17 protein-coding genes are annotated in these 18,896 nt (G+C 70.5%); 14 read left to right on the plus strand and 3 right to left on the minus strand.

Going from position 1 to position 18,896, the window contains the following annotated elements:
• Positions 1–127: 127 nt before the first annotated feature.
• Positions 128–1,099, minus strand: a complete 972-nt coding sequence (locus tag E0500_RS18085; protein WP_131558405.1) for an LLM class flavin-dependent oxidoreductase — start codon at positions 1,097–1,099, stop codon at positions 128–130.
• A 305-nt stretch (positions 1,100–1,404) separates the two neighbouring features.
• On the opposite strand from E0500_RS18085, the gene ftsY reads away from it, so the two are divergent.
• On the plus strand, positions 1,405–2,616 hold the full coding sequence (gene ftsY, locus E0500_RS18090) for a signal recognition particle-docking protein FtsY (RefSeq protein WP_131558406.1): 1,212 nt from the start codon (positions 1,405–1,407) through the stop codon (positions 2,614–2,616).
• Positions 2,617–2,776: 160 nt separating this feature from the next.
• On the opposite strand, the gene E0500_RS18095 is transcribed toward ftsY, so the two are convergent.
• Positions 2,777–3,436 carry a bifunctional DNA primase/polymerase gene (locus E0500_RS18095; protein ID WP_131558408.1) on the minus strand — a complete coding sequence of 220 codons (660 nt, stop codon included), beginning with the start codon at positions 3,434–3,436 and terminating at the stop codon, positions 2,777–2,779.
• Positions 3,437–3,883: 447 nt separating this feature from the next.
• Here E0500_RS18095 and E0500_RS18100 point away from each other — a divergent pair, with 447 nt between their 5' ends.
• The 6 genes from E0500_RS18100 to E0500_RS18125 all read left to right on the plus strand — a co-directional run bounded on the left by E0500_RS18100 (position 3,884) and on the right by E0500_RS18125 (position 12,090).
• Positions 3,884–5,398, plus strand: a complete 1,515-nt coding sequence (locus E0500_RS18100; protein ID WP_131558410.1) for a hypothetical protein — start codon at positions 3,884–3,886, stop codon at positions 5,396–5,398.
• Between the two features lie 456 nt (positions 5,399–5,854).
• A complete protein-coding gene (locus E0500_RS18105) occupies positions 5,855–7,195 on the plus strand; it encodes an ammonium transporter (RefSeq protein ID WP_131558412.1) in 1,341 nt (446 codons plus the stop codon).
• On the plus strand, positions 7,192–7,530 hold the full coding sequence (locus E0500_RS18110) for a P-II family nitrogen regulator (protein ID WP_131558414.1): 339 nt from the start codon (positions 7,192–7,194) through the stop codon (positions 7,528–7,530). Before E0500_RS18105 ends, E0500_RS18110 begins: the two co-directional genes overlap by 4 nt.
• A gap of 22 nt (positions 7,531–7,552) precedes the next feature.
• Positions 7,553–10,072 (plus strand): [protein-PII] uridylyltransferase, encoded by a 2,520-nt coding sequence (locus tag E0500_RS18115; RefSeq protein ID WP_131558416.1) that lies wholly within the window; start codon positions 7,553–7,555, stop codon positions 10,070–10,072.
• A 212-nt stretch (positions 10,073–10,284) separates the two neighbouring features.
• Positions 10,285–11,847 carry a signal recognition particle protein gene (ffh, locus tag E0500_RS18120; protein WP_131558418.1) on the plus strand — a complete coding sequence of 521 codons (1,563 nt, stop codon included), beginning with the start codon at positions 10,285–10,287 and terminating at the stop codon, positions 11,845–11,847.
• A gap of 36 nt (positions 11,848–11,883) precedes the next feature.
• Positions 11,884–12,090, plus strand: coding sequence for a hypothetical protein (locus tag E0500_RS18125; RefSeq protein ID WP_131558420.1), 207 nt, complete (start codon positions 11,884–11,886; stop codon positions 12,088–12,090).
• Positions 12,091–12,522: 432 nt separating this feature from the next.
• Here E0500_RS18125 and E0500_RS18130 read toward each other — a convergent pair whose 3' ends face one another.
• Positions 12,523–13,347, minus strand: a complete 825-nt coding sequence (locus tag E0500_RS18130; protein ID WP_181587254.1) for a class I SAM-dependent methyltransferase — start codon at positions 13,345–13,347, stop codon at positions 12,523–12,525.
• A 275-nt stretch (positions 13,348–13,622) separates the two neighbouring features.
• Here E0500_RS18130 and proS point away from each other — a divergent pair, with 275 nt between their 5' ends.
• The 7 genes from proS (at position 13,623) to rplS (ending at position 18,874) form a co-directional block, all read left to right on the plus strand.
• A complete protein-coding gene (gene proS / locus E0500_RS18135) occupies positions 13,623–15,038 on the plus strand; it encodes a proline--tRNA ligase (RefSeq protein ID WP_131559786.1) in 1,416 nt (471 codons plus the stop codon).
• A gap of 314 nt (positions 15,039–15,352) precedes the next feature.
• Positions 15,353–15,955, plus strand: a complete 603-nt coding sequence (locus tag E0500_RS18140) for a hypothetical protein (protein ID WP_131559784.1) — start codon at positions 15,353–15,355, stop codon at positions 15,953–15,955.
• Between the two features lie 310 nt (positions 15,956–16,265).
• Positions 16,266–16,685, plus strand: coding sequence for a 30S ribosomal protein S16 (gene rpsP / locus E0500_RS18145; RefSeq protein ID WP_131559783.1), 420 nt, complete (start codon positions 16,266–16,268; stop codon positions 16,683–16,685).
• 5 nt (positions 16,686–16,690) lie between these two features.
• Positions 16,691–16,930, plus strand: a complete 240-nt coding sequence (locus E0500_RS18150; RefSeq protein WP_014176063.1) for an RNA-binding protein — start codon at positions 16,691–16,693, stop codon at positions 16,928–16,930.
• Between the two features lie 82 nt (positions 16,931–17,012).
• Positions 17,013–17,558 carry a ribosome maturation factor RimM gene (gene rimM, locus E0500_RS18155; RefSeq protein WP_131559781.1) on the plus strand — a complete coding sequence of 182 codons (546 nt, stop codon included), beginning with the start codon at positions 17,013–17,015 and terminating at the stop codon, positions 17,556–17,558.
• The gene (gene trmD / locus E0500_RS18160; protein ID WP_131559779.1) at positions 17,555–18,388 is read left to right on the plus strand and encodes a tRNA (guanosine(37)-N1)-methyltransferase TrmD; all 834 of its coding nucleotides are present in this window, start codon (positions 17,555–17,557) and stop codon (positions 18,386–18,388) included. The genes rimM and trmD overlap by 4 nt, the downstream gene beginning before the upstream one ends.
• Positions 18,389–18,523: 135 nt before the next feature.
• Positions 18,524–18,874, plus strand: coding sequence for a 50S ribosomal protein L19 (rplS, locus tag E0500_RS18165; protein ID WP_131559777.1), 351 nt, complete (start codon positions 18,524–18,526; stop codon positions 18,872–18,874).
• Positions 18,875–18,896: the final 22 nt, after the last annotated feature.

Here is an 18,896-nt window from a genome sequence, read left to right on the forward strand (position 1 = left end):
CCCGTCCCGGTCCAGCACCTACCGCCTCGCTCACCGAAGCCCGAGGAGAAGGGCCAAGTCCCCGCTGCCCCTCTCCTCGAACCCGCCGCCGCCCGCCCCGGACACCTCCCGGGCCGGGGCGGCGGCGTCACTCCGTGAGCCTCGGCAGCACGTCCTCGCAGAACAGATGCAGACTGCGCCAGCCCTCCTCGACCGGCATCCCACCGGACAGCGGATGCAGCACGAAGCTGCCGAGCCCCTGCGCCACGCACTCGTCCGGCGTCAGGATCCGGTACACGCCCTCGGCACGCAGCTCCTCCACCGTCGTGGCCGCCGACTTCACCGCCGAGCGGGTCCCCTCCGACTGCCAGGACGCGTACGTCCGCGCCTCGTGCAGGAAGTGCTCGCCGTACACCGCCCACGCCCGGTCCGGGTCCTCGGCGACATGCAGCAGCGGGGTCTCGGCCGCGGGCATCATGGTCCAGCCCTCGGTGCCGTACTCCACGAGCCGCTCCTTGTAATACGCCTCCAGCTCGGGCAGATGCGCGCTCGGGAAGAGCGGCAGCCCCAGCCGGGCCGCCCGGCGCGCCGCGGCCTGCGAGGAGCCGCCGACCAGCAGCAGGGGATGCGGCTCGGTGTACGGACGCGGAGTGACGCGGACGGTGCGGCCCCGGTAGGTGAACGGCTCGCCCGTCCACGCCTTCAGGACCGTCTCCAGCACCTCGTCCTGGAGCCGGCCGCGCCGCTTCCACTCCACGTCGAACAGGGCGTACTCCTCCGGCCTGTACCCGATCCCCGCCACCGTCACCAGCCGACCGCCGCTCAGCAGGTCCAGTACGGCGATGTCCTCGGCCAGCCGCAGCGGGTCGTGCAGCGGTCCGATGACCGCCGACACGGTGACCGCGATCCGCCGGGTGGCCCCGAAGACCGCGCCCGCGAAGGCGAACGGCGACGGCAGCCAGTTGTTGGCGACCCCGTGGTGCTCCTCCGTCTGCACGGTGGTGATCCCGCGGTCGTCGGCGTACGCGGCCATCTCGACGGCCGCCTGGTAGCGGGCGCCCAGCGACGCCGGGGTCGCACCGGGCTCGACGAGGTTGAAACGGACGACCGTGACGGGCATGGGGCCCCCTCGTGGCGTAGGTGGAGGGGGACGTTAGCTGACGCACAGTCAACTTTCCATAGTGGGGGCCACGTGACTGTGGGGAGGGTGTGTCACGACCCACATCATGGGCCGTGACACACCCTGGGGACGCTGCTTCGCGTACCCGACAGCAACCGCATACTGGGTGCGTTGTGACTCCGCCCCTGAGGGGCTTCCCGGCCGACACGAGGTCGGACGGGCGGGCCAGCCCGGCCCGGTGGGACGTGTGGCCCCGCGTGGACAACGAACCGCCGAGCGGGGGGTCACGCATACTTGAGCGTGTTATGGAAATCCTCATCCTTGCTGTAGTCATCGCCGTGGTTGTGCTCGCCGCGATCGGCGGGCTTGTCATCGGCAGCCGTAGGAAGAAGCAGCTGCCGCCGGCGCCCCCCACAACGCCCGACATCACCGCCCCTCCGGCCGAGCCGCACGTAGGCGACGAGGCCGAAACACCGCGGGACGAACCGCGCCGGACGATCGAGGAGGTGGACCTACCCGGCGGCTCGACCGGCGTCGCTGTGGAGGAGCCGCCCGCCGTCCCCGGGCTCGTAGCCCCCGAGATCGAGATCCCGGAGCCGGCCGCCGGCCGTCTGGTACGGCTGCGCGCCCGGCTCTCCCGCTCGCAGAACGCGCTCGGCAAGGGGCTGCTCACGCTCCTCTCGCGCGAGCACCTCGACGAGGACACCTGGGAGGAGATCGAGGACACGCTCCTCACCGCCGACGTCGGCGTACAGCCCACCCAGGAACTGGTCGAGCGGCTGCGCGAGCGCGTGAAGGTGCTTGGCACCCGTACGCCTCAGGAGCTGCGCGGACTGCTCCGCGAGGAGCTGCTGGCGCTGGTCGGCGCCGATCTGGACCGCACGGTGAAGACCGAGCCCGAGACCAGCAAGCCCGGCATCGTGATGGTCGTCGGCGTGAACGGCACCGGCAAGACGACCACCACCGGCAAGCTCGCCCGTGTCCTCGTGGCCGACGGCCGCAGCGTCGTCCTCGGCGCCGCCGACACCTTCCGTGCCGCCGCCGCCGACCAGCTGCAGACCTGGGGTGAGCGGGTCGGCGCCCACACCGTGCGCGGCCCCGAGGCCGGCGACCCCGCCTCCGTCGCCTTCGACGCGGTCAAGGAGGGCAAGGAGATGGGCGCCGACGTCGTCCTCATCGACACGGCGGGCCGCCTCCACACCAAGACCGGCCTCATGGACGAGCTCGGCAAGGTCAAGCGCGTCGTCGAGAAGCACGCCCCGCTGGACGAGGTGCTGCTCGTGCTCGACGCGACCACCGGTCAGAACGGGCTGGTCCAGGCCCGCGTGTTCGCCGAGGTCGTCGACATCACCGGCATCGTGCTGACCAAGCTCGACGGCACGGCCAAGGGCGGCATCGTGGTCGCCGTCCAGCGTGAGCTCGACGTGCCGGTCAAGCTGGTGGGTCTGGGAGAGGGTGCCGACGACCTGGCGCCGTTCGAGCCGGAAGCGTTCGTCGATGCGCTTATCGGTGACTGAGCGCCCCTTCTTTGCGCCTGAACCGGCGCCGCTCTCGCGGAGCTGGTTGCTCGCCGTTGTGGTTCCTCAATTGATGGTTGCGGAGCGACGGTGGCGAAAAACAGAAAAGGCCCCGTCACATGTTGCAGATGTGGCGGGGCCTGGTCGTTGAACGGCAGGGTCAGGCGCGGGACCGATGCGCCACGTACGCCAGCGTGCCCAGCATCAGGCGTGCGGCCGGTGGGTGCGTCGCCGAGTCCAGGGCGGGGGAGCGGAGCCAGCGGGCCGGGCCCAGGCCGCCGCGGTCGGAGGGCGGGGCCGTGACGTGGCTGCCGGGGCCGAGGCCGCGCAGGTCGAGGGACGACGGGTCGTCCCAGCCCATGCGGTAGAGCAGCCCGGGGAGCTCGGCGGCCGCGCCCGGGGCGACGAGGAAGTGGGCGCGGCCCTCGGGGGTGGCGATGACAGGGCCGAGCGGGAGACCCATCCGTTCGAGCCGGACCAGGGCCCGGTGTCCGGCGGCCTCGGCGACCTCGATCACGTCGAAGGCGCGGCCCACCGGCAGCATGACCGAGGCGCCCGGGAATTCCGCCCAGGCCGTGGCCACCTCGTCGAGTGTCGCCCCGGCGCGGACCGGGGGAGCGAAGTCGAGGGGATGCGCGCCGGGCGCACCGCAACTCGCCTTGCCGCACGAGCAGGCACCCGCGGCCGCCCGCGCACCTGGCACGACGTCCCAGCCCCAGAGCCCGGTGAACTCGGCCACGGCGGTGCATTCCGACGAGCGGCCGCCGCGCCGGCGCGCGCTGGATCGCATGTCCCGAATGCCGCCGATCGTGAAGCCCATGCCCCCTCCAACGGGTCCAGCACGCCAGTGGTTACGAGACGGAGGCGGATCGTGACCCTGTGTTTCCGTCAGGCCCGAGTGGCCGCTCGTCCCGGTGGCGCTCAGTGGTGCTCCGGGGGGCGTGCTCGACGGCGCGCGCCGCTGAACGCATCACTCCGCCTGCCCCCGGCCGTCATGTGTCAAGTGAATCGTGTAGAGGCAACCGTGAGTTCATTCGAAGGGGTGGCGAATGGTGGCGTTTCTGGATTCCCGGTGGCTGGACGGGTGATCGTAGGATTACTGTGTGTGCACAAGTCCTGGGGTGCATGCGCGCGTGGGTATGCCGGAGGCAAGTCGAGTCTCCGTTCGACGGATGGCGACTGCCGGACGTGCGACCGTCCGCACCGGCATCCTGGTCGGGCTTGGCGCACATGGCGTACAGGTGGTTTCAGGAATGGGGGCGTTCCAGTGGGCGGCAACGGCGGAGGCGGCACGAACGCTGACAAGCGCCCCAACGAGCTCTTGAGTTCGTGGTTCGTGCGGAGCGGCTGGTCCAAGGGCGAGCTCGCCCGTCAGGTGAACCGCCGGGCCCGCCAGCTGGGCGCCAGCCACATCTCCACGGACACCTCCCGCGTGCGCCGCTGGCTCGACGGTGAGAATCCGCGCGAGCCGATCCCCAGAATCCTGTCCGAGCTGTTCTCCGAGCGATTCGGCTGTGTCGTCGCCGTCGAGGACCTGGGCTTGCGCGCCGCCCACCAGTCCCCGTCCACCTCCGGCGTCGACCTGCCCTGGACGGGCCCGCAGACCGTGGCGCTGATCAGCGAGTTCTCGCGCAGCGACCTGATGCTGGCGCGGCGCGGCTTCCTCGGGACCTCGCTGGTCCTCTCCGCCGGGCCGTCCCTCATCGAGCCGATGCAGCGCTGGCTCGTGCCCTCGCCGTCCTCCCCCAGGCCCTTGGGTTCGCTCGCGCAGGGGGGAGCCTCATCGCACGGGGTGTCGGAGCCCGCGCCCGCCGCGCGCCGTCCGAGCCGGCTGTCCAAACCCGAGCTGGACCTCCTGGAGTCCACCGCCGTGATGTTCCGGAAGTGGGACGCCCAGTGCGGCGGCGGCCTGCGCCGCAAGGCAGTCGTGGGCCAGCTGCACGAGGTGACGGACCTCCTCCAGGAGTCCCAGCCCGAGGCCACCGCCAAGCGCCTGTTCAGGGTGGCCGCGGAGCTCGCCGAGCTGGCGGGCTGGATGAGTTACGACGTCGGGCTCCAGCCGACCGCCCAGAAGTACTTCGTCCTGGCCCTGCACGCCGCCAAGGAAGCCGGCGACAAGCCCCTGGGGTCGTACGTCCTGTCCAGCATGAGCCGCCAGATGATCCACGTCGGCCGCCCCGACGACGCGCTGGAGCTGATCCACCTCGCCCAGTACGGCAGCCGTGACTGCGCGAGCCCGCGCACCCAGTCCATGCTGTATGCGATGGAGGCCCGCGCGTACGCCAACATGGGCCAGCCCAGCAAGTGCAAGCGGGCCGTGCGTATGGCCGAGGACACCTTCGCCGACGCCGAGGAGTGGGACGAGCCGGACCCGGACTGGATCCGCTTCTTCTGCGAGGCCGAGCTGTACGCGGAGAACTCCCACTCGTACCGCGACCTCGCCTACGTCGCCGGCCGCAGCCCCACGTACGCCTCCATGGCAGAGCCCGTGATGCGCAAGGCCGTCGACCTGTTCGCCGAGGACACCGAGCACCAGCGGTCGTACGCACTCAACCTGATCGGCATGGCCACGGTGCACCTGTTGCAGCGTGAGCCGGAGCAGAGCGCGGTGCTCGCCCGGAGGGCCATGGAGGTCGCGGTCAAGGTGCGCTCCGAGCGGGTCAACACTCGTATCCGAAAGACCGTCGACACGGCCGTACGCGATTTCGGGGATCTGGCCGAGGTCGTGGACCTCAACGACCAACTCGCCAAGCACCTGCCCGAGACCGCCGACGCGGTCTGACTCCCTCCGCTCCAGGACCCCAAGGCTCCGGCCGCGGCCGGCCTCCCCGACTACCCGACTCGGCTCCCCCCATGCCAGGTCATCGGATGGCTGCCCGCGGCCGGTACACGCGCCTTTTTGCGCCTGAACCGGCGCCGCTCTCGCGTAGCTGGCTGAGCGCCGTTTGGGTTTCTCAATTGATGGTTGCGGTGGTCTTCGGCCGGTGGTTGCGGCGGTCTTCGGCTCGTGGGCGGTGGGGGAGCTTCCGAAGGTTGCGTCACGATAACGATCGTGCGGCCCGGTATCCAGCAGTTCATCAAGGCGTAACACGCGAGGTGCCTTCGTCACGGTGGCGAAACATCGAGGGGCGTCGACCGAAACCGCGCTGCGCCAATCTCGTGGCGCATAACCGGCCCGCCCCTCAATCCGCTCAGGCTTCGCCCGCACGGGGCCGTACCTATCGACGAGGAGACGCCGATGGCATCATCCGCCATCACGCTAGCCGCAGACGCACCCACACTGTCTGCCGCCAACACAGGCTTCATGCTGATCTGTTCCGCCCTGGTGATGCTCATGACCCCGGGCCTGGCCTTCTTCTACGGAGGCATGGTCCGCGTCAAGAGCACCCTGAACATGCTGATGATGAGCTTCATCAGCCTGGGCATCGTCACCATCCTGTGGGTGCTGTACGGCTTCTCCCTCGCCTTCGGTACGGACTCCGGCAGCCTCATCGGCTGGAACTCGGACTGGGTGGGCCTCAGCAACATCGGACTGACGGAGCTGTGGGACGGATACACCATCCCGGTCTTCGTCTTCCTGGTCTTCCAGCTGATGTTCGCGATCATCACGCCCGCCCTGATCAGCGGTGCCCTGGCCGACCGCGTCAAGTTCAGTGCCTGGGCGCTGTTCGTCGCCCTGTGGGCCACGGTCGTCTACTTCCCGGTCGCCCACTGGGTCTGGGGCGCCGGCGGCTGGGCCTTCGAACTGGGGGTCATCGACTTCGCCGGCGGTACGGCGGTCCACATCAACGCCGGTGCCGCAGCGCTCGGTGTGATCCTGGTCATCGGCAAGCGCGTCGGCTTCAAGAAGGACCCGATGCGTCCGCACAGCCTCCCGCTTGTCATGCTCGGTGCCGGTCTGCTGTGGTTCGGCTGGTTCGGCTTCAACGCCGGTTCGTGGCTCGGCAACGACGACGGTGTCGGCGCGCTGATGTTCGTCAACACCCAGGTCGCCACCGCCGCCGCCATGCTGGCCTGGCTCATCTACGAGAAGATCCGCCACGGCGCGTTCACCACGCTGGGCGCCGCCTCCGGTGCCGTCGCCGGTCTGGTCGCCATCACCCCGGCCGGTGGCTCGGTTTCCCCGCTCGGCGCGATCGCCGTCGGTGCCATCGCCGGTCTGCTGTGCGCCATGGCCGTCGGACTGAAGTACAAGTTCGGCTACGACGACTCGCTCGACGTCGTCGGCGTCCACCTGGTCGGCGGTGTCGTCGGCTCCCTGCTGATCGGCCTCTTCGCCAGCGGTCACGGCCAGTCCGATGTCGCGGGCCTCTTCTACGGCGGCGGCCTGGACCAGTTCTGGAAGCAGTGCGCCGGTGTCTTCGCGGTCCTCGCCTACTCGCTGGTGGCCTCCGCGATCCTCGCCCTCATCCTCGACAAGACCATCGGCATGCGGGTCTCCGAGGACGACGAGGTGGCGGGCATCGACCAGGTCGAGCACGCCGAGACCGCATATGACTTCAGCGGCGCCGGCGGCGGTGCCGCCCGGACGGTGCCGGCCCCGGTCGCCGCCACTGCGAGCAAGAAGGTGGACGCATGAAGCTCATCACCGCCGTCGTGAAGCCGCACCGGCTCGACGAGATCAAGGAGGCCCTGCAGGCCTTCGGAGTGCACGGACTGACGGTCACCGAGGCCAGCGGTTACGGTCGTCAGCGGGGACACACCGAGGTCTACCGCGGTGCCGAGTACACCGTCGACCTGGTCCCCAAGATCCGCATCGAGGTGCTGGTCGAGGACGACGACGCCGAGCAGTTGATCGACGTCATCGTCAAGGCGGCCCGCACCGGCAAGATCGGTGACGGCAAGGTCTGGTCCCTCCCGGTCGACACGGCCGTCCGCGTCAGGACCGGCGAGCGCGGCCCGGACGCGCTCTGACGAGAAGGACAGGAGTCTCTGGGTGACGAGTACGCACGTACGCACGCAAGCAGACGACTCGGGACCCAGCGGCTACGCGGCGGCCCGGCTGCGCCTCCTCCAAGAGGGGGCGCGGTCAGGGCCGCCGCGCCGTACGGCCCTCGCCGAACTCACGGACGACTGGCTGCGCGGTCTCTTCGACGCCGGGACCGGAGAAAAGGGAGCGGAGCGACTTCCGCAGAAGGATGGTGGTGGGCGACGGGAGGGCGGCCCGCGTGGCGTCTCACTCGTGGCCGTCGGAGGCTACGGGCGCGGTGAACTCTCCCCGCGCAGCGACCTCGACCTGCTCCTCCTGCACGACGGCAGCGACACGGACGCGGTGGCCGCTCTCGCCGACCGCATCTGGTACCCGGTGTGGGACCTGGGCCTTGCCCTCGACCACTCCGTGCGCACGCCCGCCGAGGCGCGCAAGACGGCGGGCGAGGACCTCAAGGTGCAGCTCGGCCTGCTGGACGCCCGCCACATCGCGGGCGACCTCGGCCTGACCGCGGGCCTGCGCACGGCCGTGCTGGCCGACTGGCGCAACCAGGCGCCCAAACGCCTCCCGGAACTCCAGGAGCTGTGCGCCGGACGTGCCGAACGCCAGGGTGAACTGCAGTACCTGCTGGAGCCCGACCTCAAGGAGGCCCGCGGCGGACTGAGAGACGCCACAGCCCTGCGCGCCGTCGCCGCCTCCTGGCTCGCGGACGCCCCCCGGGAGGGTCTGGCAGACGCCCGGCGCCGACTGCTGGACGTCCGGGACGCACTGCACCTCACCACCGGCCGCGCCACCGACCGCCTCGCCCTCCAGGAGCAGGACCAGGTCGCCGCCGAACTGGGACTGCTGGACGCGGACACGCTGCTGCGCCAGGTGTACGAGGCCGCACGTGTCGTGTCGTACGCCAGTGACGTGACCTGGCGCGAGGTGGGGCGTGTGCTGCGCTCGCGCGCCGTACGGCCGCGACTGCGCGCCATGCTCGGAGGCGGGAAGCCCACCACCGAGCGCTCCCCGCTCGCGGAGGGCGTGGTCGAGCAGGACGGCGAGGTGGTGCTCGCGCGGGCCGCGCGCCCCGAGCGCGACCCCGTGCTGCCCCTGCGCGCCGCCGCGGCGGCCGCCCAGGCCGGACTGCCCCTCTCGCTGCACGCGGTACGCCGGATGGCGGCCGGCGCCCGCCCGCTGCCCACGCCCTGGCCCGCCGAGGCGCGCGAACAACTCGTCACGCTGCTCGGCTCGGGCCGCCCGACCGTGGACGTCTGGGAGGCACTGGAGGCAGAGGGCCTGATCACCCGGCTGCTGCCCGACTGGGAGCGGGTCCGCTGCCGTCCGCAGCGCAACGCCGTGCACATCTGGACGGTCGACCGGCACCTGATCGAGACGGCCGTACGGGCCTCCGAGTTCACCCGCCGGGTCCACCGCCCCGACCTCCTCCTGGTCGCCGCGCTCCTGCACGACATCGGCAAGGGCTGGCCCGGAGACCACTCCGTCGCGGGCGAGATCATCGTGAAGGACGTGGCCGCGCGCATAGGGTTCGACCGCGACGACGTGGCCGTGCTCGCCACCCTCGTACGCCACCACCTGCTGCTCGTGGAGACGGCCACCCGGCGCGACCTGGAGGACCCGGCGACGGTCCGCTCGGTCGCCGAGGCGGTCGGCTCCGAGGGCACCCTGGAGCTGCTGCACGCGCTGACCGAGGCGGACGCGCTGGCCACCGGCCCGGCGGCGTGGTCCTCCTGGCGTGCCTCGCTGGTGGCCGACCTGGTCAAGCGGGTCGCGGCCGTGCTCTCCGGCGACGCCCCCGAGCAGCCCGCGGCCGACGCCGAGGCGCCCACCGCCGAGCAGGAGCGACTCGCCATCGAGGCGTTCCGCACCGGCGGCCCCGTCCTCGCCCTGCGCGCCCAGACCGAACCGTCCGGCGAGAGCGAGGACAAGCCCTCCGGCGAGCCCGAGCCCCTCGGCGTGGAACTCCTCATCGCGGTGCCGGACCAGCCGGGCGTCCTGCCCGCGGTGGCCGGCGTCCTGGCCGTGCACCGCCTGACCGTACGCACGGCGGAACTGCGCGCCCTGGAGCTGCCCGACGCCGACGCCTTCGACGGGCCGGTGCTCCTGCTGAACTGGCGGGTGGCCGCGGAGTACGGCTCCCTGCCCCAGGCCGCCCGGCTGCGCACGGACCTCGTACGGGCGCTGGACGGCTCCCTGGACATCGCCTCCCGCCTGGCCGAGCGGGACGCGGCGTATCCGCGCCGCCGGGGCGTGCTCGCGCCTGCGGCGCGGGTGACGGTCGCCCCGGCCGCCTCCCACCACGCCACGGTGATCGAGGTACGGGCCCAGGACGCGCCCGGGCTGCTGTTCCGCATCGGGAGGGCGCTGGAGGACGCGGACGTACAGGTGCGCAGCGCCCACGTCAGCACCTTGGGCGCCAATGCCGTGGACGCTTTCTACGTGACCAGTGCGAAGGGGGTGCCGCTGCCGGGGGAGGAGGCTGCCGCGGTGGCCCGGGCACTGGAGGAGACGCTGCGGGGTTAGCCGACTGCCGGGGGCGCCTTCGTGACGGGCGCTCCCGGTTCCGTTCCCGTGCGGGTCCGTGCGGGTCCGTACGTGTTCGGGATTCGGGTTCGTACCCGTTCGGGAAGGGCGCCATTGGCTCCGTACGAGAACGGGTGGAGACCCCACCGCAGCCGGACAGATACCCTGGAGGGCAACCCACACTGCCCCCGACTCCGAGGACCGAAGCCGCCGTGTTCGATACGCTCTCCGATCGCCTCTCAGCGACTTTCAAGAACCTGCGGGGTAAGGGACGCCTTTCCGAGGCGGACATCGACGCCACGGCACGCGAGATCCGCGTCGCGCTCCTCGAAGCGGACGTGGCGCTTCCTGTCGTCCGGGGGTTCATCAAGAACGTCAAGGAGCGGGCGCTCGGCGCCGAGGTCTCCAAGGCGCTCAACCCGGCCCAGCAGGTCCTCAAGATCGTCAACGAGGAGCTCGTCCAGATCCTCGGCGGCGAGACCCGGCGCCTGCGCTTCGCCAAGCAGCCGCCGACCGTGATCATGCTGGCCGGTCTGCAGGGTGCCGGTAAGACGACGCTCGCGGGCAAGCTCGGCAAGTGGCTCAAGGAGCAGGGACACTCCCCGCTGCTGGTCGCCGCCGACCTCCAGCGTCCGAACGCGGTCAACCAGCTCAGCGTGGTCGCCGAGCGTGCGGGCGTGGCCGTCTTCGCGCCGGAGCCCGGCAACGGCGTGGGCGACCCGGTGAAGGTCGCCAAGGACTCCATCGAGCACGCGAAGTCGAAGGTCCACGACATCGTGGTCGTCGACACCGCGGGCCGCCTGGGCATCGACCAGGAGATGATGCAGCAGGCCGCGGACATCCGGGACGCGGTCAGCCCCGACGAGATCCTGTTCGTCGTCGACGCGATGATCGGTCAGGACGCGGTCAACACCGCCGAGGCCTTCCGTGACGGCGTCGGCTTCGACGGCGTGGTGCTGTCGAAGCTCGACGGCGACGCCCGCGGTGGTGCGGCGCTGTCGATCCGCCAGATCACCGGCAAGCCGATCATGTTCGCGTCGAACGGTGAGAAGCTCGACGACTTCGACGCCTTCCACCCGGACCGGATGGCCTCCCGCATCCTCGACATGGGTGACCTGCTCACCCTGATCGAGCAGGCGGAGCGGACGTTCAGCCAGGAAGAGGCCGAGAAGATGGCCTCCAAGCTGGCGTCCAAGAAGGGCCAGGACTTCACCCTGGACGACTTCCTGGCCCAGATGGAGCAGGTCCGCAAGATGGGCTCCATCTCGAAGCTGCTCGGCATGCTGCCGGGCATGGGCCAGATCAAGGACCAGATCAACAACCTCGACGAGCGGGACGTCGACCGTACGGCCGCGATCATCAAGTCGATGACTCCGGGTGAGCGGCAGGACCCGACGATCATCAACGGCTCGCGGCGTGCCCGTATCGCCCGGGGTTCGGGTGTCGAGGTCAGCGCTGTGAAGAACCTCGTCGAGCGGTTCTTCGAGGCTCGCAAGATGATGTCCCGCATGGCGCAGGGCGGCGGTATGCCAGGGATGCCCGGGATGCCGGGCATGGGTGGCGGTCCCGGCCGGACGAAGAAGCAGCCGAAGAAGGCCAAGGGCAAGCAGCGTTCCGGGAACCCGATGAAGCGCAAGCAGCAGGAGCAGGAGGCTGCCGCTCGGCGTGCCGCCGCGGCGCAGGGGGGTGCTCCGGGTGGGGCGCTCGGCCTGCCGGGCCAGCAGAGCGGGCAGGACTTCGAACTGCCGGACGAGTTCAAGAAGTTCATGGGCTGATCGGCGGGGGTGCGGGTCTGTGGCTCGCAGGAGGCCGTGGGCGTGTTCGCTGGGCGCGGCGCCGGCCGATGGCCGCTGTTCACCGTTCCCACCGTTCACTCTTCGCCGATCGCCGATCGCCGATCGCCGATCGCCGATCGCCGATCGCCGATCGCCGATCGCCGATCGGTTCGCCGGTTCGCCGGTTCGCCTACGGCGCGTCTCGTGCGGGACGCGTATGACGCCGGGGCGCTCTCGCTGTGAGGGTGCCCCGGTTTCGCGCCCCGCCGCCCCTACCCGTCCCATCCCCAGGGGCTGCGCCCCTGGACCCCCAGTTCGGGGCCGCGCCTCGTGCCCGCCTTTTGAGACCGCGCTCTCCGGGGGCCCCGCTTCCTTCGGGGCTCAGCCCCGGACCCCGTTTCCGGCGGCCCAGCCGTCGGACCCCCGCTGCTCAAACGCCGAAGGGGCTGGAAGGCGCGCGGCGGCGCTGGAATGTGCCGGCCGGGGCTTGGGACTTCAGCCGAGGCCAGGTGCCACCAAGCCCGTCCAGCGTTGAGGACGGTGCCGTCAGGCCGATGGGCCACCCGCCCACCCGCCCAGCCACCCACTCACCCGCACACAACTCACCCACCCCAGCCCTCAAACGGGGGCCTGGGGCGTGGCCCCAGGGATGGGACGGGGGCGAAAGGCGTCGGGTTACGGCGTCCGTGCGATCAGGTAGCGGAACACGTTCGGCATCCACACCGTGCCGTCACCGCGCTGGTACGGGTGAAGGGCCTCCGTCAACTCCTTCTCGACCTGGGCCTGGTCCGTGGCCGTGACGGCCGCGTCGAACAGCCCCGTGGACAGCAGGCCCCGTACCGCGTTGTCGATGTCGGCGTACCCGAAGGGGCACGCGACCCGCCCGGACCCGTCGGGCCGCAGACCGGCCCGCTGGGCGACCTCCTCCAGGTCGTCCCGGAGAGCGGGCCGCCAACTCCCCGGCGTACGCAAGGGATCCGCCAGCTTGGTGGCCACGCGGAGCACGGACGACGTGGTGCACCGTTCCGGTGGGCCCCAGCCCGCCAGCACCACGGGCGTGCCACGACGCACGAGCGGCCTCGCCGCGGTGAGCGACTCGGCGAGCCCCTCGGAGTCCCCGGCCACGCAGCCGATCGGTTCGAAGGCGGTCACGAGGTTGTACGCGGGCTCCCCACAGGCACCGACCGCACCGGCCACGTCCTCAAGGGTCCCGTCGGTTCCGTCGATGATGCGCATCTCGGCACGCGCGCGCGTGCCCCATGCCTCCGGCACCAGCCTTTCCCGCGCCAGCCGCACCCGTTCGGGTGACGCCGCGTCGATGCCGGTGATGGCGGCCCCCCGGGAGGCCGCCATCAACAGAGCGAGCCCGGAACCGCAGCCGAGGCCCAGCACCCGCGTACCCGAACCCACGTCGAGTCGCTCATAGACGGCCTCGTAGAGAGGTACCAGCATCCTTTCCTGGATCTCGGCCCAGTCACGCGCGCGTGTGGCCTGGTCCATGCGGGGCGCTGCCGCCGCGAGAGGTAGGTGCTGCCGCATGAGCGTGGATGTCATATCGAAAGCGCCCCAATCCGCCGAGAGTTGCCGAGTCGTCCTGTGCCCGTTTTTCCGGGCCCCCGTGCAGTGCGGTCGCACTCCCCCCGCTTTGTCCCCCGTATGCCAGGAAACTCCGCACCCGACGCCCCGTCCAGTGGTCACGTGCACCCGTTTGTGTGATGACTGTGCTCCAGGAAAAGAATTCACATCCCCGCAACGTGGCGCCGTACCATCGCGCCATGGCCAAGGCACCCGTTCTCACACCCCGGGCGGACGACTTCCCGCGCTGGTACCAGGACCTGATCAACAAGGCCGAACTGGCCGACAACGGGCCGGTGCGCGGCACCATGGTCATCCGACCGTACGGGTACGGGCTGTGGGAGCGGATGCAGGCCGAGATGGACGGGCGCATCAAGGAGACGGGCACCCAGAACGCGTACTTTCCGCTGCTGATCCCGCAGTCGTACCTCACGCGTGAGGCCGACCACGTCGAGGGCTTCGCGCCCGAACTCGCTGTGGTCACGCACGGCGGCGGCAAGGAGCTGGAGGAGCCGGCGGTGGTCCGCCCGACCTCCGAGATGATCGTCAACGACTACTTCTCGAAGTGGGTGCAGAGCTACCGCGACCTGCCCCTGCTGATCAACCAGTGGGCGAACGTGGTCCGTTGGGAGCTCAGGCCCCGCCTGTTCCTGCGCACGACCGAGTTCCTGTGGCAGGAGGGCCACACCGCGCACGCCACCTACGAGGACGCGCGTGACTTCGCCTCGCACATTCACCGCAAGGTCTACGAGGACTTCATGGTGAACGTCCTCGCGATGGACGTCGTCGCCGGCCGCAAGACCGTCAAGGAGCGGTTCGCGGGCGCCATCAACACCCTCACCCTCGAAGGCATGATGGGCGACGGCAAGGCCCTGCAGATGGCCACCAGCCACGAGCTGGGCCAGAACTTCGCCAAGGCCTTCAACACCCGGTACCTGTCGCGGGAGGGCAGGCAGGAGCTGGTGTGGCAGACCTCCTGGGGCTCGACGACCCGCATGATCGGCGCCCTGGTGATGATGCACGGCGACGACAGCGGCCTGCGCGTCCCGCCCCGCCTCGCCCAGATCCAGGCTGTCGTCCTCGCGGTCAAGGAGGACGACGCGGTTCTGGCCAAGGTCCACGAGATCGGTGACCGCCTGAGGGCGGCGGGCGTACGCGTCCACGTCGACGACCGCACCGACACTCCGTTCGGCCGCCGTGCGGTCGACTGGGAGCTCAAGGGCGTCCCCGTGCGGATCGAGCTCGGGCCCCGCGACCTGGAGAAGGGGACCGAGATGCTGGCCCGCCGTATCCCGGGAGGCAAGGAACCCGTCGCGATCGACTCGCTCGCCGACACGCTCCCCGCGGTCCTCGAAGCGGACCAGGCGCTCCTGCTGAGGCAGTCGCGCGAGCTCCGTGAGTCCCGCACGAGCGATGTGTCGACGATCGAGGAGGCGGTCGAGGCGGCGGCCGCCGGCGGCTGGGCGCGCATCCCGTGGGCCGTGCTCGGTGAGGAAGGCGAGGTCAAGCTGGCCGAGCAGGCGGTGACCGTACGGTGTCTGGTCGCCGAGGACGGGTCGGTGCCCGACTCCGACGACGCGCCGGGTAACGTCGCCGTCGTGGCGCGCGCCTACTAGTGCGGCCCGCGCCTCCGCGAGAGAGGCCGAACGGCATCTTGCGCATCTGACAACTCCGGGTGTCCCCGGCGCGCGGAATCGTCCACGCGCCGGACAGGAGGGGTGGCCCGAAGGGCATCGATTGAGGGCGGTGCAAGGAGACGGGCGGACGTACGTGCGTCTACGTACCGCCTTGGTATGAGCTGTGAGGCTTCTCCGCAGATCGGCGCACCCGCCCTCGTCAGGTCGCATCAGCGGCAACTGACGGGTACGTGCAAATTATTTGAGATGCCCCGGAATAGGAACACAGCGGGACCCAGGCTCGTTGTCATTACGTGAGCACGACACAGACACCACCTGTTCTCGCCGCAGAGCTGGCACAGGCGTGGGCCGATATTCAGCGGTACCACCCCGAGCTGCCGGATCTTGCCGCTCCCGAGTCCCTGATCGGGGAGTCGTCGTCCGCATGCGGGCACGAGCTCTCCTTCGAGCGACTGCTCCATGAGGCAGTCCACGGCATCGCCGCCGCCCGCGGAGTCCGCGACACCTCGCGCGCCGGCCGCTACCACAACCGCAGATTCCTCGCCATCGCCGAGGAGCTGGGCCTGGACCACCCCGAGGAGCCGCACCCCAGCAGCGGCTTCTCGCTGGTCACGCTCAACCCCGAGGCGAAGCGGCGCTACCGCCCGACCATCGAGCGGCTCCAGCGCGCGCTGAAGGCCCACTCCGCCGCGACCGCCGCCGACACGGCCCGGTCCTTCCGCGGCCCGGCCGCCCGGCACGGCTCGTCCGGTGGCGGCGTCCGGGTGAAGGCGGTGTGCGACTGCGGACGAAACGTCCGGGTCGTACCGTCGGTCCTGGCCCAGGCGCCGATCGTGTGCGGCGGATGCGGAAAGCCGTTCCGCATCCCCGAAGTGGTCGGCGCGGCGGCCAGCTGAGACGACGGCTGCTCGTGGCAGCCGTACCTCGGCAGTCGCAGCGGGGCACGAGTGGGCGCGGCGGCACCCTGCCCGGGCGGTGAGCGGACCAGCTTCGCCGAGCCGGCGCCGGGTGCCGCTCAGCCATGCCCAGGAGCCCCTCGTGGCCGGAGCGATCTCCGGCGTGTGGCACAATGGCTAGCTGTACTCGACAGCCGCACAGGACCCCTCTCTCCTCCGGCTGACGCGTCCATCGGGCCACTCGGGTACCGCAACCCCACGCGGCATCTCGTTGTGCCCCACCACGTCAAAACCAGGAGAACCCACTCCCGTGGCAGTCAAGATCAAGCTGAAGCGTCTGGGCAAGATCCGTTCGCCTCACTACCGCATCGTCGTCGCCGACTCCCGCACCCGCCGTGACGGCCGGGCCATCGAGGAGATCGGCAAGTACCACCCGACGTACCACCCGTCGGTGATCGAGGTCGACGCCGAGCGTGTCGCGTACTGGCTGGGTGTCGGCGCGCAGCCGACCGAGCCCGTGCTCGCGATCCTCAAGAAGACCGGCGACTGGCAGAAGTTCAAGGGCGAGCCCGCCCCGGCGCCGCTGCTCGTCGCCGAGGCCAAGTCCGGGCGTCCGTCGTTCGAGGCTCTCGGCGGTGACGACGAGGGCAAGGGTGAGGCCATCACCCAGAAGAAGAAGGCCGAGAAGAAGGACGAGGCCGCGGCTGAGTCCGAGTCGACCGAGGCCTGAGCAGCATGCTCGAAGAGGCGCTTGAGCACCTCGTGAAGGGCATCGTCGACAACCCTGACGATGTGCAGGTCGCCTCGCGCAACCTGCGTCGCGGGCGCGTCCTAGAGGTCCGGGTCCACCCCGACGACCTCGGCAAGGTGATCGGCCGCAACGGCCGCACCGCGCGTGCCCTGCGTACCGTCGTCGGCGCCATCGGCGGCCGTGGTGTCCGCGTCGACCTCGTCGACGTGGACCAAGTCCGCTGACGCGAACGCAGCACCGGCTCGGGCCGGGGAAGGCCACTGGGCCGTCCCCGGCCCGCAGTCGTATGACAGGAGATCTAAACAAGTGCAGCTGGTAGTCGCACGGATCGGCCGCGCCCACGGCATCAAGGGCGAGGTCACCGTCGAGGTACGCACCGACGAGCCGGAGCTGAGGCTCGCACCCGGCGCCGTACTCCACACGGATCCCGCCTCGGCGGGCCCGCTCACCATCGAGACCGGCAGGGTGCACAGCGGCCGGCTGCTCCTGCGCTTCGAGGGCGTACGCGACCGCACCGCCGCCGAGGCCCTGCGCAACATCGTTCTGATCGCCGAGGTGGACCCGGAGGAACTCCCCGCGGAGGAGGACGAGTACTACGACCACCAGCTGATCGACCTGGACGTGGTCACCAAGGACGGCGTGGAGGTCGGCCGGATCACCGAGATCTCGCACCTGCCCTCGCAGGACCTCTTCATCGTCGAGCGGCCCGACGGGAGCGAGGTGATGATCCCCTTCGTCGAGGAGATCGTCACCGAGATCGATTTGAAGGAGCAGAGGGCGGTCATCGACCCTCCGCCCGGCCTGATCGACGAGCACGCCGAGACGGCCTCGCCGAAGGACGAGCACGCATGAGACTCGACGTCGTCACGATCTTCCCCGAGTACCTCGAACCCCTGAACGTGTCGCTCGTGGGCAAGGCACGCGCGCGTGGACAGCTGAATGTGCACGTGCATGATCTGCGTACCTGGACGTACGACCGCCACAACACGGTCGACGACACGCCGTACGGCGGCGGCCCCGGCATGGTCATGAAGACCGAGCCCTGGGGCGACGCGCTGGACTCCGTGCTGGCCGACGGCTACGAGACGGGCTCCCACGGCCCCGCCCTCATCGTCCCCACCCCCAGCGGTCGCCCCTTCACCCAGGCACTCGCCGTCGAACTCTCCGAGCGTCCCTGGCTGGTCTTCACACCCGCCCGTTACGAGGGCATCGACCGCCGCGTCATCGACGAGTACGCGACCCGTATGCCCGTCTACGAGGTGTCCATCGGCGACTACGTCCTCGCCGGCGGTGAGGCGGCCGTCCTCGTCGTCACGGAAGCCGTGGCGCGACTGCTGCCGGGCGTCCTCGGGAACGCCGAGTCGCACCGGGACGACTCCTTCGCGCCCGGAGCCATGGCCAGTCTCCTGGAGGGCCCGGTGTACACGAAGCCGCCCGAGTGGCGCGGCCGTGGCATCCCCGACGTGCTGCTCAGCGGCCATCACGGCAAGATCGCCCGCTGGCGCCGCGACGAGGCGCTCAGGCGTACGACGGTCAACCGGCCCGACCTCATCGAGCGCTGCGACCCCAAGGCGTTCGACAAGAAGGACCGCGAGATGCTCTCCATCCTCGGCTGGTCGCCGGACCCCGAGGGTGAGCCGCACGGCCGATTTTGGCGCAGGACAGAGGGCGTGGAAGAATAGGCCGCTGTTGTGCGTCGTCCGGCGCGCGCCCCTGCCACAGGGGGACACGACGCCCGCCCCGACCCGGACAGCAATCCTCCCGAACAACCTAGCTCCCGCCGATGACCTGTGGCATGGGCGAAGAAAGCAGACGAAATGTCTCACGTGCTCGACACCGTCGACGCCGCGTCGCTGCGCAGCGACATCCCGGCCTTCCGCCCGGGTGACACCGTCAACGTCCACGTCCGCGTCATCGAGGGCAACCGCTCTCGTGTGCAGCAGTTCAAGGGCGTTGTCATCCGCCGCCAGGGCGCCGGTGTCCGCGAGACCTTCACGGTCCGCAAGGTCTCGTTCTCCGTCGGCGTGGAGCGTACCTTCCCGGTGCACACCCCGATCGTCGAGAAGATCGAGCTCGTCACCCGCGGTGACGTCCGTCGCGCCAAGCTGTACTACCTGCGCGACCTGCGCGGCAAGGCGGCGAAGATCAAGGAGAAGCGCGAGAACTGAGTGCGCTCAGGTGTCACTGAGC

This window comes from Streptomyces sp. KM273126 (assembly GCF_004337435.2).
Lineage (GTDB): Bacteria > Actinomycetota > Actinomycetes > Streptomycetales > Streptomycetaceae > Streptomyces > Streptomyces acidicola.